This is a genomic window from Acinetobacter sp. YH12045, assembly GCF_013419925.1.
GTDB lineage: Bacteria > Pseudomonadota > Gammaproteobacteria > Pseudomonadales > Moraxellaceae > Acinetobacter > Acinetobacter amyesii.
Genome location: NZ_VOZE01000003.1, coordinates 287561 through 304926 on the forward strand (window position 1 = coordinate 287561; position 17366 = coordinate 304926).

Genomic DNA, 17366 nt, shown 5'->3' on the forward strand with positions numbered 1-17366 from the left:
AGCGTATCTCAATAGTTGCTAACAGCATAATTAATTGTGCAGTTATTCACAACAGTTTTAAATTTATTGCGCTGTCATAAAAATCAGCGCATATCTTCCAGTTAAAACATAAAAGTTATTTTTTAAACTGATTAATTATTTACCATAGATTAATAAACATACAGCATTTCAAACACTTTACCCCATAAAAAAAAGGACTCAATTGAGTCCTTTTTATACTTAATACGTCTAATTATTAAACCATTGATGCACAATCGTTTATAATTTACCCAAGTTATCCATATAGTTATCTACACAGATATCCATACAGTTATCCATATAGTTATCCACAAGTGAGGAATAACTTATACCCAAAGGCTTAAGCCTCTTGAGCATGCACTTTTGCCAACTCTGAACGCATGTCATCAATCACAGCTTTATAATCAGGCTTACCAAAAATCGCTGAACCTGCAACAAACATGTCTGCACCGGCTTCAGCAATGTCACGAATATTGGCTGGAGTAACACCACCATCTACTTCTAAGCGAATATCACGACCTGAAGCATCAATAATTTTTCGTGCTTGACGCAGCTTTTCCAAGGTCATTGGAATGAACTTTTGACCACCAAAACCTGGGTTCACACTCATCAACAAGACTTGGTCAACTTTATCTAAAACGTAGTCTAAATAATGCAGAGGTGTCGCAGGGTTAAACACCAAGCCCGCTTGCGCACCGCCAGATTTGATTAACTGTAAAGAGCGGTCAATATGGTCAGTCGCTTCTGGGTGGAAAGTGATGATATCTGCGCCAGCGTCTAAGAAATCACCAATCATACGGTCTACCGGTGAAACCATTAGATGCACATCAATTGGCGCCTTAATGCCGTATTTTTTCAATGCCTTACAAACGCCCGCACCAAAAGTTAAGTTCGGTACATAATGATTATCCATGACATCGAAATGAACAACATCTGCACCGGCTTCTAGAACGTTTTCAACTTCTTCACCTAAGCGCGCAAAGTCTGCTGACAAAATTGAAGGTGCTATTAAGAATGGCTTGGACATGAAAAACCTAGCTTTGAAAAGGGAGTGATTGACGCATTATAGCAAATTGTCCCCCTATTCGCTGCCCACGCCCTCAGTCGTTTTTTCGATACTGATGATTGAGATCTCTATAATAAAAAAACCTAGGATGAACTGATGTTACGCAGTAATATCAGACGCGAAATTTGATTCAAATAAAAAAACGATACGCGGTAACGTCATCCGCAATTGTTTGAGACAGCACGACTTCTCATCAAAAATGTTTTTGCAATACTTTAAATAAATAGACGCTAGAGAGCGAGTTTTGCGGTGAGGAGCATTGCTCTGCAGGATGGTTTCCTTGCGAAGCTTCGCTGCTCATTTTGCCTAATGCGAAACGTCGTTTCGTAAGAGTACCTCCAGCCGAAGGCTAATCCCTTTATTTAAGCCCTAGATGTAAGACTCCGGCGAATTGACTTAAATATCATTTTAAAAATGCAAAATTATTTTTTGCTTGCGTAACATCCGTGATTAATATGGATAAAGATCTCTGGGATAGAAACACAGCGTTGCATTTTTAGACTTAACGGGTATCTATGTACTTTGCTAAGTTAAAGGACTGACGACTCCACAATAAAATTGCATCTATGAAAAGCTCAACACACATCACCACCGCCCAAGCAGCACGTGTTGCTAAGCGCTTAGTCAATCATTGGAAACATAAATTTGAAGTCAATGAACAGATCATTGGAGAAAATACTGCATTCAAGATTCAACTGCCCTCTGCAGAGGTCAGTCTTTTACCACAAGCTGCATTTTTAGATGTGGTGATTTCAGCCCAAGATCCAAGTACAAATCTAGATCAATTGGAACATGTGGTATTAGATCATTTGATCCGCATGGGACAAGAAGAACTCAGTGCAACATGGCAACGCGAACCGTAGTCTACGTCGCCATATTGTCAAAGCCTTTCACTCAATGCTGATGGGATTGATAATTTCTAACTGCATCAATACGGGCTTTCGTCGCTGGGTGTGACTCAAAGAAGTCTGTCCAAGATCTCTGATCTTTTGCAGTTTCATCCTCTGCACCTTTCTCTTTTGCTGTTTCACCATCAGCTTCATTTTCCATACGTTGTAAGAAGTTTGCAAAATGTGCCGTTGGAATTTGATGTTTTGAAAGTTGTTTTAAGGCATATAAATCTGCTTCAGATTCAAAGTCTCGTGAGTAACTCGCACCCACCGCAGCAACCGGTAAACTGGTGAGAATATCTGAGCCATCCCCTGTAATCATCAACAAAATAATACTGATGCCTAAACCTGACAAACTTTGCTGCAAACTATGGCGTTGAACTAAATGCCCCTGTTCGTGGGCAAGCACACCTATGAGCTCATAATCATTTTTCGCTAATTTAACCAACTCATCTGTCACGATAATGGTGTTATTGGGTATCGCCAATGCATTTGCACCGATGCTGGCACCACCGCGGAATAACAACTTCGCAGGACGATTTTCAGCCACCAATTGTTGATATTCTTGCTTCAACTTGTCTTGACGTGCTTGCGGCAATTTTGTGGGTTCAGTCATATCGATAATATATTTTTCCGCCTGATCGCCCCAACTCTTTAACGCTGTCTCAGGCAGTTGATTGGCCACCACATGCGACGCCGCAGGTATGCCCCATTTAATCAATACAAAAGCAAAAGCCACCACGAAAATCACACTAAAAATGATTAAGGAGGGAGAACGCTCTAACTTCCAAATCGAATGCCAACGCGACTTTACATCGAGATTGAACCACTCTGGCAAAGGCTGATGAAACTCTAAACGAGCATCGTCCTTTAACTCGATCACCGGCTGAATATCCCCTAAAGCACCAATCAGCGTCATATCTTGATAGGTGTAATGCTGCGTTTGTTCTAGGTCTTGACCATAACGCACAATCACAGCATGTTCCCCATCTGCGCTGATTTGAGCAACAAAGGGTTTTGACACTTTCCCATCATAATAGGTTGCATTCACTACTGATGTTTTCATGTAATTCACCTGCGTTATAAGGAAATATCTAGGTCAAAAATATCGGATAATTCTTCAGCAATTGCATTGTGATCTTGCTGCATTTGATTTTGTAATTGATCAGGATCATCGACCAACATTAAATGCAAAGATTCCGTCTGATATTTATATAGTCGTACAACTGCCCATGGTGTCAGTAAACCGAGGCTAATCACTTTAGCCAACCAATTGCTCAAGACAATCCATGCATAGCGCCATTGATTACAGTCCGTATGAAACTGACTGCGGCTCAACGTGGTGTTATTCCAAGTGGTAATAAAAATACGTGCAGCTGTGAGTGGCCAAATAAACATATAGCCAATCAAATACATACCAAAAATAATGAAGACATAAGATGCGTCATTTAAACCATCTGAGCTACCAAACAATATCGCAAAGATCACTGCCAGCAATGCACCAAAACCCATAAACAGAAATAAAGGCACATACATGGCGCGCATATAATCGCCCCACGTATTATTCAGATTAAATTTCAACTGCCCCAGATACAAATGATTCAGACATTCACGTTTATATAGCCAGACCGCAACTGGTGTAAACAACCCAAGGGTAAAGACAACCACCGCAAGACATTTAACAAAGCACCAATACGCGCTTTTATTCGTCCCTGAAAAAAAGAATCGGCTATTACTAAACTTACTGTTGCGAGCACGGAAACGAATCGTAGATCGAATGAGCCAAGGAACTGCGAAAAAGATCAGGACAAAGCCCGCTAAGAAAGCTTCCCAAGAATATTTTGCAGCAAAAGAGAAACCACCATAGACCACTAGCGCAATGATGCGCCCAACTAAAATTTTTGTAGGCAAACCAGTAAAGTCAAAACGACGCTGAAATACCCAAGTATTACCGTAAAAATAACGTAAACGGCGGACCTTTGCCCAAGGCGCATAAAGTCCAAGCGTGACAATTGTCAGTAAGATATTCACGATCCAAATACCGAAATATTCAGACGCATTACCTTTAAACCTAAAATGATAATTTCGTCCCAAAACATTAGCCTGTTCTGTCTCACCAAATAGACTCGGTGGATTCATCACGGGCAGCTCTGGCGGAAGCGGCGTTTCAATTTGTGAATTTTGCATAAGTACCCTAAATTATTTTTTTTGGTATGTCGAATTTATTCATTTGCATGGCAATGCTCATCACCATGCTTTATTTATACGTATATCAAAGCAAGCTATGCCTCAATATTTTTAACCACTGACTTTAGAATTAATGAACCGCTGTTTGCAATTGGACAGCGTGAAATTGCAAATGATCGTCCATAAAACTTTGAATAAAATAATAACCATGATCATAGCCTGCATGTTCACGCAGTTCGAGTGGCTGCCCAACTTGCTCACACGCTTTCTTAAACAAAGCCGGATTTAACTGGCTATAAAATTGATCATCAATGCCTTGGTCAATCAAAATGGCTTTAAACAAAGCCCCTTTGGATTGCACTAAAGCTGTAGCATCGTGCTGAAGCCACTGCTGACGGTCTGAACCTAGATATTGACTAAAAGCTTTTTCGCCCCATGGACACTGACTCGGCGCACAAATCGGTGCAAAAGCAGAAACCGATTTAAACAGGTCAGGATGCTTCAACGCTAAAGTTAATGCACCATGACCGCCCATACTATGTCCGAATATGCCAATCGCAGCTTTTTGTACCGGAAATTCAGCCTGTACCAGCGAATACAATTCTTCAGTAAGAAAACGTTCCATTTGATAATGCTCGGCCCACGGTTGTTCCGTTGCATTAATATAAAAGCCCGCACCCTGCCCAATATCCCAATGATCGCCTTGCGCTACCTGTTCCCCACGTGGAGAAGTATCAGGGCTGATTAAAATCAGGCCGAGCTGCGCAGCTAAACGCTGAGCATGCGCTTTAATGGCAAAGGTTTCTTCAGTACAGGTTAATCCCGCCAAATAAAACAATGCAGGACACGCTTGGCCTTGCAAGGCTGCTTCTGGCAGAAAAATACCAAACTTTGTTGGGGTTTTTAGACTTGAAGAATCCAATTGATAAATGCGCTGCTCACCCGCAAAACAGGTATTTCGTTGTACTAATTCCATGATCTTTATCCTAAACTTTTTTGATCTTTTAAGGCGTAACCGTCGTAGCCGGTGCAGTAGTCGTCGGCGGGAACAATCGTTGTTCTAATTGAGGCAACATTAATGCCATGTTTTTCCCCATCGACCACTGTGGTTCAGAAGGTTCGAAACCTTGCGCTGCTTCCCATTTCGCTACAGTCGCTTTGGTTTCATTAAATGCCGCTTGAATACTGGTCTGCTCACGCATCGCCTGATCAAAGAACGCACGACCAAAATAGGTGTATTCAGCTTCATTCGAACAGCCAAAAGACTGTCGATCAGCTGCCGATGCAGTAATGATTAAAGTATTATCATTTTGCAGTGCTGGAATAAAACTGCCTGAATAACATGAAGAAATGACAATCACACGCCAACGAATTCCGGATGCATCCAAGGCTTCTTTTAACCATTTAGGATCGACTTGCGCCAAATCCAAAGGTGCATTTTCCATTTCAAAGACATTTGGTAAACCATGTGAGGTCATATATAAAAATAAGACGTCACTTTCTCGGTTCATCTGTTGACCAATACGACGCAGCGCCAACTCCATACTGGTTTTAGATGCCAGCGGAATTTCAGTGCGCGTTGCAGGGTTATTGATCAGCTCAACCGAACGCCCATAGGTGCCAAAACGTGTATCAAACTGTTCTTTAATCCGTTCAATTTCCAGTTTAAAAACATCTTGATAACTCGCACCCGCCACCCCTAAGAAGTACCAATGGGATTGGGCAAATTCACCATATTCCACTGCATCTAAGGATTTATTGAGTAAACGGCTTTGTGCATAAAATGCATCTTCAGCAAAGCTTGGAGGAACTTCTTCTACTTTCCAAATCGGCTGATCTTTGACTGAGACTTGCCACACGACCAAAGTAAATAGCGTCGCACCCATAATCAGTGCACGCTCCCACCATGGCCATTTCAGCTCACGTGAAAACACCCAAACGACAGCCAAACTTTGCCAAACAAATAGAATAATGAATAACGTTGGAATGTAGTCATACAGAAAATATGGGAGAAAATCGAGATCTCCCAAATATTGAATCAAACATTGAAACAACATGATGTGCGTATCAAGCACCAACCAAAGCAATGCAGGGACCAACATTAACCGTGGATTATTTACACGTTGTGATAGGAAAATCCCCACAATTAAAGCAATAAATGGCCACAATGCATAACTTATAAGACCTTGAGCGTTAAATTCACCAATACGCCCCGTGCTGAGCCAACTAAATAAACTATTGGCACAACCACCTAAAATCCCCCAAAACACCAATTGTAAAATCGATGGACGAACGATTTGTAAAGAACGACGAGACCCAAAAAATAACCACATCCCCGCAGTTTGGTTGCTTTTAAAATCATGCCAAAAATTGATGGAGGGTTTGAAATCAATCATAGAGTTCTAATGGTGGCCTTGGCTCGCTTAATTGCACAAATAATTTTATGCCTGATGTCGTTTTTAGCAATGCTATTTTTTAACTATATAACAAATCTTTGAACAATATTGAAGCAAATATCATTTTAAGTCACAAGATCATGTTGGAAATATGCATCAAAGCGACAAGCATCACCTTGCCACTGATGTTGTGGCTCTTGATTCGCTAAAAAAACCGCCAATCGTGGACGTTTAACCACGACACGTTTAGCAATTTTTTGTGCTAAATCCAGTAAATTATCACCTAAATCCATCTCACCATCTTCAGGTAACAGCAAATGCAATAATTGCATTTGTTTTTTGACCTGAGCTTGCTTTTTGACGGCTTGCTGGTTTTGATCTCGCTGTGGAAACATCGGATCGAGATAAACCACATCAAAGATTTGATTGGTCGTCGACAAATGTTTCAAAAAGTCTGCCGAATCTGAAAAGACCAATTCAATTCGTGCCACAACCGAACTTAAAAATGCATCTTTCTGCGCGCGTTGATGTGAGTCTTCCAATAGGGTAAATAAAATTGGATGACGTTCCACAAGGGTCACATGCGCACCCAGATGTGCCATCAATAAACTATCGTGCCCTAGCCCTGCGGTTGCATCCACAAGCTGTGGCTTTTCAGCCAAATTACACGCACGTGCAATCATCTCAGACTTTAAGGATGCTCGCTTTAAACGCCCCACTTCTGCTTTCCAATCGGGTTGCATCTTCATGCCATTGGCCGCTAACCACAAACCATCTGCGTCGACACACAAACTGAGTTCAGAGTTTAAACGTAAAAAACGCGCGTTTAATTTTTCAATCAATTCAATATTTACAGATACACCACGTGAAGAAAGCACAGCAGAATACTGCTGTGCTTTCTCATGAAACTCTTGTTCTGTGTATAAGCGGATTTCGCTTACCATAATTTCCAGCCTGTAAATGCGAACAATAAAATCAATAAACCTGAAACAATTCGATACCACGCAAAAATCATGAAATCACGTTTTGCCACATAAGCGACAAGCGCACGAATTAAAATCAATGCAGAGACAAATGAAACGATTAAACCAACGGCGATCACAGTCCAATCTTGAGTGCCTTGAAATACATCATAGCTTTGATATAAATCCAGCAAACCTGCACCGACAATAACAGGAATACCCAAAAAGAATGAAAACTCAGTGGCTGCTTTACGAGAAACACCCAAGAACATAGCACCAATAATAGTTGCGCCTGAACGTGAAGTCCCTGGAATTAAAGACAAAACTTGAATTAAACCAATCCAAATCGCATCTTTAATGGTTAAATCTTCTACTTCTTTGGCACGCACCTGCGGTGGATTTTTTTCGATCCAAATAATGATCAAACCACCGATAATCAACCCCATAGCAATCGCAATGTTATTGAACAGCAGTTCTTTCACCGTCTGACCAAACGTCAAACCAATCAACACGATTGGAATCGAAGCGAGAATTAAGCCAAAACCTAAACGGCGACCTTTTTCTTCACCAGTCACCATACCGGTTGCTGCGCCCCACAGGCGGCCCCAGTATTCATAAATCACCGCCGCAATCGCACCCATTTGAATTGCGATCACGAAAACATCACTTTTTTCTTTGGTCCAAAAGTTCATTAATTCTGAAGCCAGAATTAAATGCCCTGTACTTGAAATCGGTAAAAATTCGGTAATACCTTCAACAATACCCATGATTGCCGCTTTGAGCAGCAGTAGAAGATCCATATATAACCCTAATTATGGCTTGCCTTGTTCTGAAATTTTCTTCCAGGCGTTATCTCGTAAATATACGGGCAATGCAAGTTCAGCACTCACCCATGCTTTTCTTTGCGCCGCTTCGCGGGCAATAGTAGCAATATCTTGTGCTGTTGCACTTAAGTCTTTGTATTGTGTTTGTTCTGATTGAATGAGCTCACTACCAGAACCCACGACAGTAAATTTGATCTGTGGTGTGGCATCTGCGTAGCTTAATAATTGTTCTTCATCTACAGCCTGCATAATGCCATTGGCATCGAGTTGATAGCTTGCGATATACACTTCTTGCATGCGTGCATCAAGGACTGCAGTTATTTCAGTCAAACCATGTAGACGATGCGCCGCTTGAGCCAAAGCTTGCAAAGTCGATACTGGAACAACAGGTACGTCATTGGCCCATGCCAAGGCTTGTGTTACCGCTGCATTAATACGGACACCACTAAATGAGCCAGGCCCACGACTAAATGCAATCGCAGTTAAACCCGCTAACTCAATAGCAGTTTGATTAAGCCCTTGCTCAATCATTGGGAGAATGGTTTGTGTCTGCGCTTTTGCCCGTAAATCGAGTTGAAAATAAAGCTCTTGAGTTTCATCTACAATCGAGACGGAACACTGCTCATTGGCAGTTTCCAATGCCAGTAATTTCATGCGCAACCTTAATTAAAGTTAATCTTAAAAAACGTTGAATATGATACTCCACTCCATCGCAGTTCGCGAGATTTTCCACCTCAGACACAGCGCTTTCTGCATTTAATCCATAAAAAAGCCTCGACAAACGTCGAGGCTTTTTTGCTTGCCATGTATAGCGTTCTAAAGTTCAGCGACTTCGAGTTGAGTAAAATGTTTAAAATGAGCGGCATAGTGCATGGCACTCATTTTTAGACGTGCTTCGGCTTGTTCATCTAAAGTCTTGACGACTTTACCCGGTGAACCCATCACAACAGAATTATCCGGAATCACCTTCCCTTCTGGAATTAAAGCATTCGCACCAATGATGCAATTTTTACCAATCACAGCATGATTTAGAACCACGGCATTGATTCCAATCAGACTATTATCTCCTACGGTACATCCATGTAGCATGGCTTGATGCCCAATCGTGACATAATCACCAATGATCATTTCAATGCCCGCATCGGTATGCAGCACCGCATTTTCTTGTACATTGGTAAAATCACCCAGTTTGATACGACTGTTGTCCCCTCGAATGACGGCTCCGAACCAGACACTCACTTCTCGGCCTAATTCAACTTGCCCAATGACCGTTGCATTTTCTGCAACCCAACCATCCCAAGGTTGATGCGTGGCTTTCGGGCTATATCCTTGAAATTTGTACAACATGATCAAACATCCTATTTTGACTTTCTAAAAATGATTTATGGCTCACGGCCCAAATGAAATGAAGGAGAATTTAATAAAAAAGGCCATTCTTTTTGATAATTCAGACCATATTGAAATAAGGAAATCAGCATCCGTGCAGTCAAGCCCCATACGATTTCGTTTTCGACTCTTAAACTGGGAAAATAAAGCGATTGCTGGGCAAAACGAACTTCATACGGCGTTGGCGGTGTTTCTAAAAGCTGCCTTAATGATGCAAAAAAAATACGATCAATTTCAGTTGGTTGAGGTATTAAATTTACGTCAGGCGGGATCAATCCCACGATCGGTTTAACTAACATTCCATTCCGTGCTTTTTGCATTGGTAAATCACCCAAAAGTTGCACGTCAAATGGATTTAGAGCGGTTTCTTCTTGAGCTTCTCTTAACGCCACCACGATATTACTGGTGTCTTGGGCATCACGTTTGCCACCGGGAAAGGACACCTCACCGGCATGATTATTCATATAGAGTGAGCGGCGGGTCAATAAAATGCGTGGATTATCTTCTTGGGTAATCGCAATCAATACAGCAGCATGTGCAGGTTGAATACGCTTAGAAAAACGTAAACGTTGCTGCAATCGCTGAGTCAATAAACCCTCATCCATCCACATTACACCCTTATAATTATCTTATTTTCATCATAGCTGAATTTCGGCTAAGCTGGTTAGAAATGATGCCAAAGTTTTATTTTTAAGTTATTCTGGCGGTTCACACAATCCATGACGATGAATATGAACTTTTGCTCAAACTGCGGACAAAAAACAAAAGAAGCGATCCCGCTTGGAGATCATCAGATACGCCGTATTTGTACCGCATGTGGGTTTATTCATTATGTGAATCCTAAAGTCATTTGTGGTGCTTTAGCCGTTTGGGACAATCAAGTTTTACTTTGCCGTCGTGCGATTGAGCCTCGCTATGGGCTGTGGACATTACCCGCTGGCTATATGGAACTCTATGAGACGATGGAGCAAGGTGCAGCGCGTGAGACTCGCGAAGAGGCTGAAGCAGAAGTCAACATTGAGCAACTATATTGCATGTATAACATTCCCCGTATTGGGCAAATTTATGCCTTGTTCAAATCTGAACTAATCAATGGAGAATTTGGTGCGGGTGATGAAACCATTGAATCCCGTTTGTTTAGTGAAGAAGAAATTCCATGGGATGATTTAGCCTTTCCAAGTGTGGAAAGAACGCTGCGGCATTATTTTGCTGACCGCAAAACTGGTCAGTTTGAAATGCATCTCGAAACCCTTGGTACGCGACTCGATCACACAGGTTAATTTGCTGCTCTCAATATTAAAAAAGCCCATCACTGATGGGCTTTTTTATTTTACTCATATTTGACGATTATTTAGCCTTGATGGTGTAACACGGGGCCAATTCTAAAGAAATATCACCACCGCTTAACTTCGCTGTTTGAGCCGCAGCAGTATCATTTGGATTTTTTAAGCTATAAATATAACTAAAGCTGGCCAAACTGTTCCCCCACTTCACCACTTTATTATCCGAATCTGTCAAAGCAACGCCAGATGGACGCGTGCCTGCATTGGCATTGATCATATTGTGTAACTGCACTAAAGCACCGCCCACAACCATTGTGGTATCCGCTGAAGTTTTCACACTTGAGTTCATTCCAATCAGCGCGCCATCAAGGGTATGGAAATATGGGTCAGCTAAAATCATACGAATCGAAATGGTATTTGGATTGATATTTCCTTCAGGCGTAAATGTCCGTGTTGTCGTTCCAATACGGTATTGCTGTACACCTTTTTCATCTTTCATTAGCAGTGGATCGAGCACATCCTTTCCGCTACAGCCTTCCGTCGCGTGTGTAGACAAATCGACAATTTGGCTATCTTGACGAGTAAATACATCGTCTGGCACGCCAGATTTTATATTTGTGCGAATATCACCATTACGGTCAATCACCACACCCAATTTCACTGTTTTAATCGAAGTATCGGTAAATTTAAAGGTTAAATCTGCATACAAGGGGAAGATATAATTTTGTCCAGCAGCAACATTTTCAACAGACTTAAAGACTTTTTTGTCTAAATACGACAGCGGATAAAGCTTGTATAAATCCATCGTGCCTTTAAATTGCACTTGGTTAATATTTTGCTCCCAAAGACCTAATTTTTTCTTATCATCGGCCGTCAGAACATAATCATCTTTTTTAGCCGTTAACGTTTTATATAAACTTCCACCTGTACCGACCACCATTTTGTCGGCAAGTAGCGTCCCTTGTTTAATAATCAAAGGGCCAGAGTTGGCTTCTTCTGCATCAAAACGGAAACCCAGAATGCCAGGTTTATCAATTTGCTTGGTAAGCGGATCGATCCAATTGTCCTGTGGCGTTGCTGTTAAACGTGTTGGTCGTACCTGTGTCAAGAGCAAGACATTCACACCACCAATGGTACTCAACTGTTGATCAACTTTGCCCTTCCACTGTAAACCACTACCAAAAGTCATGCCTTGGCGGTCCGTCATTAACATGAAATGACCAAATAAATTGACTTTTGAACTATCGGTCGGCAAACATTCATTTTTGTCACAGCCGACCAGTCCATTTGAACCACTGGCATTGGTAATTACGCCATCAGTTGAAAATAACGCAAACTCAGGCTGATATACCGCAGCCGTTGAGATATTCATGAGTTTTGAAACTAAGGTAAATGCATTTTCATTGCTGACTTCGGACAGGTCTAGCCAAGGTGTAAACAGGTCATTAAATTCCGTATCTGAACTGATACTGAAATCTGCTGTCGCGACATTTCGAATGATTTGATCAATCAATACTTTATCTGCATTGTTGATATAAACCGCTTGGATATCTGTAGCTGTAACTGCGCTGTTATTTTTCAAAGCCAAGGCTTGAATAATTTTAGCCAAACGCATGGCCACTTTAACTGTTGCGTCGGTATTTGAAATCGTTGCAGCAGGTTTACCCGCGATGCCGGCAGCCAAATCCAATAAGGTCAAACGTGGGGGTGTCGTACCACTGGCTACATTTGAAATTTGTTTCAAATCTACTTTACCCAAATCAATTCGACGTGATTTTTCACCTTGAACAAAGAAAGTCACCGTATCGCCAATTTTACAGGCACCTGTCGAAACACCTTCTTTTAGATCAAATAAAGTAATGTAGGTATTTTTAACGTCGCTCGAACAATTAAAATTCAGACCTTCAATTGGATAATCTAAAACGAACTCAACACAGCCTTCGGTATTACTTTTACAGGTACCATTGGTTGTACTGGTATCATAAATTTCAGGATTCACATTTGCACTTTCACCGCCACAGCCACTGAGCGCTGCAACCAATGCCGTTAAAGCAAACGGTAATAAAATTTTATTTTTCATCCTAATTCTCTTTTTTATGTCCTTAACGGATTGCTGTTAATTTAAGTTGGCCTTGATTGGTTAATACGCGACCATCGACGTCAATTGCTGTTGCTAAAGGCGTTAAAAATAAATACTGGCTACCTTTAGGCACTTGAATCACGCCTTCAATTTTTTCATGGTAAAGATGATCCGCTTCACCTTGGTTATTTTTGAATCCACCTGCGCCTTCCATGACACATCCATTTTTGTCTAAAAATACCGCAAATGGCCAATAAAATGTAGGATTTTGTACTTTGGATGCAAATGAATGTATACGAATATTTTGTAATGGTGATTTTAGTTTTACGACTTCATAGTCAAATTCGTCAGATAATGGTGCTCGAGGCCATAAGTTAATATCTTGAGCTAAGTCGAGCTCTTTGGCTTTCTTCATTTTTTTATTCGAAAAACATTGCTGACCTAAACCTTGAATGGTGTCAGCTTGTGACACCCGATAATATGATGTGGCTAAAGTGATTGGGCCTGTATCTTCGGGTTGATTACGTTTAAATAAATTATCAATGACGGAGCGACTGACACCTTTTTCACGTTCAATGGTTTGCATCCGCGTTTGCCCCATCTTGCTATCAATAACGCCTTCGGGCATGGTGTAAAAGCGCTTTTTGCCTTCTAAGTTAAACTCTTTATCTTCAAGATATTCATTATTGACATACTTTTCACCAGCCATGGTCGAAAAGCCTTGCTCTTGTTTTGCCTTAGCCGATTGTTTTGAAGGATTATTTTCTAAGTTTTCACCTGAAGATCGTACGGATTGATCAGTACTGACTACTTTCTCAGCAAGGATCTTTTTCTCAACGACAGGTTTATCTTTTCCAGCTAGAACTTTGGACTGATACGCTTCACGAGGTTGGGCTAGCTCTGATTGCTGTAAATTTTCTGTCCATGCGGTTGAAGGTACCACTTTTGCTGTCGTATCTGCCGCTTGTGCTGACTTTTCAGATTTGCGAACTTTATCCCCTGAGACGTCTTTAATTTTATCTACTGTGACAGCTTTAATTTCATCCCGTTTTTCCGGCTCGCGTATACTTAAATGTTGAGAATTCACCGGTCCAACAGCCTGTGCTATTGGATTCATTTGACGTGTCATCGGTGTCTTGGTTTGAGACGGACTAATGCTTACGGATGGTTGAATAATTTGTTGTACAGGTTGAGAGTCTATCGTTTTAGCAGTTGGACTTTCTTTAGGTTTCTTTGCTGGTTTTTCTTGCACTTGTACCACCATTGGGCGCCCATCTGGCCCAATAATGGTATGAAACGCCCCAGCGTTGGTATACGACACTTGCACCACAGACAGTGCAAGTAACGTTTTTATGAATAAAATCCTTTTCATTCTGTCTGCTTATCCTACCAACGAGTTCTGTAATTTAATCCTAGGATGGTGATTTTCGTATCGGTTTTTACATTCAGTCCAGCATATGGGTTTAAAAGTAAGTTATTCACACCGGTTAAGTTTGCAAGACTACTAGTATTCGCTGGAATGTTATCTTTACTGCGTAAAAAGCCGATTGATAAATCTAAATCCGTATCTGCATCAAAACGATATCCAATCCCCATACCAAAGAGCTGCGCACCATTAATTGGGACCATGGTATTTCGCTTACCATCAGGAATAGACGTACTTCGTGGTTCATAGCCTGCACGTAATTTCAAACGATCTGTTGCAGAATATTCAATACCAATACCCCAGTTCCAAGGCGATGTAAATTTCAAAGGTAAGGCCAAAGAATTATCGGTCACATTTTCAGATAATAATTTTGCAATTTTCAGCGCTGAAATTTGACGGTCGAATTCAAAACGGAATTTGTCCCAAGCACGATAATCGGTCCAGCCCACATCAAAATTGATTTGTAAATCAGGCATGACCTTATATTTGATCCCGGCCTGTACGTGCTGGGGATACTCAAAATCCATCGAAACCAAACCCGACTCCGAGTTAGGCACGGCATTTGGGAAACCTAAAATGGCAGCTAAAATTTGACCTGTTGGTGATGACATTAATCCCTTAATCATCTCCTGAGGCGCTTTTGCATTATGAATGCGATAACGGCCTTTCATGCGCATTTTCGCAGCGCTTTGGTACACCATACCAAAACTAAAATCTTCGCGTGGCTCCCACAAAACCCCTAAGTTATAACTTGGGCTCAGTGACTGCTCTAAAGCCAATTCCATCTGACCAAATTTGCCAAATGGGTTCATCCCTTCTTCGGTATTACACATCCCCAATAGCAAGATGTCGGTAATAATGTCCGAATTTTCCTTGAATGGCGTACAGACGACTTCATCAATCATCCTTAACATACCGATCAACTCATTGGGAAATCGTAGATCTGATTTCAATCCAATGGCTTGATAGGACATCCCTACACCACCACCAATCGATAACTCATCACTAACTTGATAACCCACAGTTGGCGATAGATAAGTAATACGCTCTAGAGCAACTTGTTGCCCCATGAAATTACCTGGGTTGCCATTTTCAGCACCAAAACCCGCAATCAAAGGCGCATAAACGGCTGATGCAAATGTTGCTTTAGAACCTGGTGGATTGTAGGCAATTCCCATCGTTGGCGCGGCAATGGGTTGTCCGGCACCAAAATCCACCATCTTTTTTAAGACAGGTACATATAGGGATGCATATTCAACATCACCAGAAACCTTATCTTTAAAGTCCGTACATATATCTGCCGTTACTTCAGGGCCATCATTACAGACCATTGGGTCATCAGAATAACCAAAGACGTTATAACCCGCAGGGACGGTAAATTCACGTTGAATATCAAAGTTTGCAATGATCCCCTGCATATCGGTTTGCAAACCTTCAATTTTGGTTAATGCTGCAGGGTTAAAATGCACGGCACTAATCCCCGGAGGATCAGCAGTTACTGCATTCCCTAATGCAAGTGACCGTACATCAACTGAAAGATTGGTACCCAATTGTGCAAAAGCAGCACTAGAACAGCCCGTTAAAACGATCGCACTAACAAGTGGGCTGAGTCGAATTTTACGCATACGACAGCCCTCTTAACGAAGTTTTTTTCCAAAACCTAGAATATCTAACGGGAAAGAAAGTCCTAATGACACATCTGGTGCATCTTCAGTTAAACCTAGCCCCACCGTACCATTCACAATCGTATCTGGAGATACACGTACACCTAAAGAAATTGCTAGAGTTGAACTGGTTTGGTCTGCAGGTGAATAGGATTCGCCACTGCTATACGTAAATTCTGCGCCAGTGTTGAAACTTTGTTGATATGACATGGTGAGGGAAACATCGTAGTTAAACGAGTATGCAAAACCGAATGCAAAACCACCACTAATTCCCGGTTCAAACTCTTCAATGACACGCGTACCACGACGTTGGTTTAAACCCGTTTCTTTGAAACCATAGTTAGCTGAGACAGATGCAAACAACACAACGGGGTCAATATATTTACGCGTACTCGCACCGATACCTGCCGAATAGTAACCTTTACCTGTTGCTAGATCATTTACCGCGTTGACTTCATATGGACTATCACCTGTTTTCGTAGATAAATTACCAAATAAAATCAGTGGCAAACGACCTTGCTTCAATGGGAAGGGTTCCCAACGTGCGCCTAAAGAAATATCCCCTAAACCAGCAGTTGAAGTATCTTTTAATAAATCAGTTTTCGCCACTAACGGCACAGATGCAGAGAATGTCAAATTGTCCATTACACCGTATTGCACGGTAAATGTATTGTTCATTGAGTGTGTTGCATTCTCTTGTACACGGAGTTGATAAAGTTGGCCTTGTGCCATTTCCATATCAAGTTGAGTATCACGGTAATAGGTATAATCGATATCGTAAAAAGATGATATTTCACCTTTTTTAATCAATGAATACTGACGTTCATTCGAGCTAAATACTTCCTGTAAGTTAGCTTCTTGACTCGCATCACCCTCTTGCTGTTGAAGTGCTGTCGATGCCTTTTCAGTGGCAGTAGCACTTTCTACTTGTGGTGCCTCAGCTTGTACTGGCTCTTCAACAGATTCATACTGTCCAATTTCTGGCTCGGCAGCAGCTTCTTGTGCAGTATCAGCTTGAGTTACAGCAGCAGGAGATACAGACTCTTCTACGACTGTCTCTTGTTCAACCGGATCATATTCTCCAAGGCTTGGCTCTTCAGCTGCATAGGCAACCCCCATCACCACCTGAATACTCATGGCTAGTAGTGTTTTGTTCATCCATTTACGATTCATGTTCCTTCCCA

General features: G+C 41.5%; 16 protein-coding genes. 2 read left to right on the forward strand and 14 right to left on the reverse strand.

The genetic code is table 11. The features are described 5' to 3' along the window. Positions 1-358 precede the first annotated feature (358 nt). Positions 359-1045 carry a ribulose-phosphate 3-epimerase gene (gene rpe, locus FTU02_RS06445; RefSeq protein WP_168378513.1) on the reverse strand — a complete coding sequence of 229 codons (687 nt, stop codon included), beginning with the start codon at positions 1043-1045 and terminating at the stop codon, positions 359-361. Positions 1046-1650: 605 nt separating this feature from the next. Between rpe and FTU02_RS06450 the strand changes: the two genes are divergently transcribed. Next, a complete protein-coding gene (locus FTU02_RS06450) occupies positions 1651-1947 on the forward strand; it encodes a DUF2218 domain-containing protein (protein ID WP_111884782.1) in 297 nt (98 codons plus the stop codon). A 31-nt stretch (positions 1948-1978) separates the two neighbouring features. Here FTU02_RS06450 and FTU02_RS06455 read toward each other — a convergent pair whose 3' ends face one another. From FTU02_RS06455 to FTU02_RS06495, 9 genes are all read right to left on the reverse strand, one after another. After that, a complete protein-coding gene (locus FTU02_RS06455; RefSeq protein ID WP_180103093.1) occupies positions 1979-3040 on the reverse strand; it encodes a M48 family metallopeptidase in 1062 nt (353 codons plus the stop codon). Between the two features lie 14 nt (positions 3041-3054). Then, positions 3055-4161 carry a YjgN family protein gene (locus tag FTU02_RS06460; protein ID WP_180103094.1) on the reverse strand — a complete coding sequence of 369 codons (1107 nt, stop codon included), beginning with the start codon at positions 4159-4161 and terminating at the stop codon, positions 3055-3057. 130 nt (positions 4162-4291) lie between these two features. Further along, on the reverse strand, positions 4292-5137 hold the full coding sequence (fghA, locus tag FTU02_RS06465; protein ID WP_180103095.1) for an S-formylglutathione hydrolase: 846 nt from the start codon (positions 5135-5137) through the stop codon (positions 4292-4294). 28 nt (positions 5138-5165) lie between these two features. Then, complete coding sequence (locus FTU02_RS06470; protein ID WP_180021433.1) at positions 5166-6557, reverse strand: C13 family peptidase; 1392 nt, start codon at positions 6555-6557, stop codon at positions 5166-5168. A 125-nt stretch (positions 6558-6682) separates the two neighbouring features. Further along, positions 6683-7501, reverse strand: coding sequence for a class I SAM-dependent methyltransferase (locus FTU02_RS06475; RefSeq protein WP_218948634.1), 819 nt, complete (start codon positions 7499-7501; stop codon positions 6683-6685). Then, complete coding sequence (locus FTU02_RS06480) at positions 7495-8319, reverse strand: undecaprenyl-diphosphate phosphatase (RefSeq protein WP_078191179.1); 825 nt, start codon at positions 8317-8319, stop codon at positions 7495-7497. Before FTU02_RS06480 ends, FTU02_RS06475 begins: the two co-directional genes overlap by 7 nt. 12 nt (positions 8320-8331) lie before the next feature. Continuing rightward, the gene (gene tsaB, locus FTU02_RS06485) at positions 8332-8997 is read right to left on the reverse strand and encodes a tRNA (adenosine(37)-N6)-threonylcarbamoyltransferase complex dimerization subunit type 1 TsaB (protein ID WP_180103096.1); all 666 of its coding nucleotides are present in this window, start codon (positions 8995-8997) and stop codon (positions 8332-8334) included. Between the two features lie 162 nt (positions 8998-9159). Next, entirely contained in the window at positions 9160-9690 is a 531-nt protein-coding gene (locus FTU02_RS06490; protein ID WP_078192364.1) for a gamma carbonic anhydrase family protein, read from the reverse strand. 35 nt (positions 9691-9725) lie between these two features. Then, the gene (locus FTU02_RS06495; RefSeq protein WP_180156414.1) at positions 9726-10334 is read right to left on the reverse strand and encodes a CoA pyrophosphatase; all 609 of its coding nucleotides are present in this window, start codon (positions 10332-10334) and stop codon (positions 9726-9728) included. 126 nt (positions 10335-10460) lie between these two features. Here FTU02_RS06495 and FTU02_RS06500 point away from each other — a divergent pair, with 126 nt between their 5' ends. Next, positions 10461-11009 carry an NUDIX hydrolase gene (locus FTU02_RS06500; protein WP_180009934.1) on the forward strand — a complete coding sequence of 183 codons (549 nt, stop codon included), beginning with the start codon at positions 10461-10463 and terminating at the stop codon, positions 11007-11009. Positions 11010-11076: 67 nt separating this feature from the next. Here FTU02_RS06500 and FTU02_RS06505 read toward each other — a convergent pair whose 3' ends face one another. Genes FTU02_RS06505 through FTU02_RS06520 form a run of 4 tightly spaced genes read right to left on the reverse strand, consistent with a single transcriptional unit; the run spans position 11077 to position 17355 of the window. Further along, positions 11077-13092 (reverse strand): hypothetical protein, encoded by a 2016-nt coding sequence (locus FTU02_RS06505; RefSeq protein ID WP_180156378.1) that lies wholly within the window; start codon positions 13090-13092, stop codon positions 11077-11079. Between the two features lie 22 nt (positions 13093-13114). Further along, a complete protein-coding gene (filE, locus tag FTU02_RS06510) occupies positions 13115-14464 on the reverse strand; it encodes a putative pilus assembly protein FilE (RefSeq protein WP_180156380.1) in 1350 nt (449 codons plus the stop codon). A 14-nt stretch (positions 14465-14478) separates the two neighbouring features. After that, the gene (locus tag FTU02_RS06515) at positions 14479-16143 is read right to left on the reverse strand and encodes an OmpP1/FadL family transporter (protein ID WP_078192369.1); all 1665 of its coding nucleotides are present in this window, start codon (positions 16141-16143) and stop codon (positions 14479-14481) included. 12 nt (positions 16144-16155) lie between these two features. Further along, positions 16156-17355 (reverse strand): hypothetical protein, encoded by a 1200-nt coding sequence (locus FTU02_RS06520; RefSeq protein ID WP_180156382.1) that lies wholly within the window; start codon positions 17353-17355, stop codon positions 16156-16158. Positions 17356-17366 lie beyond the last annotated feature (11 nt).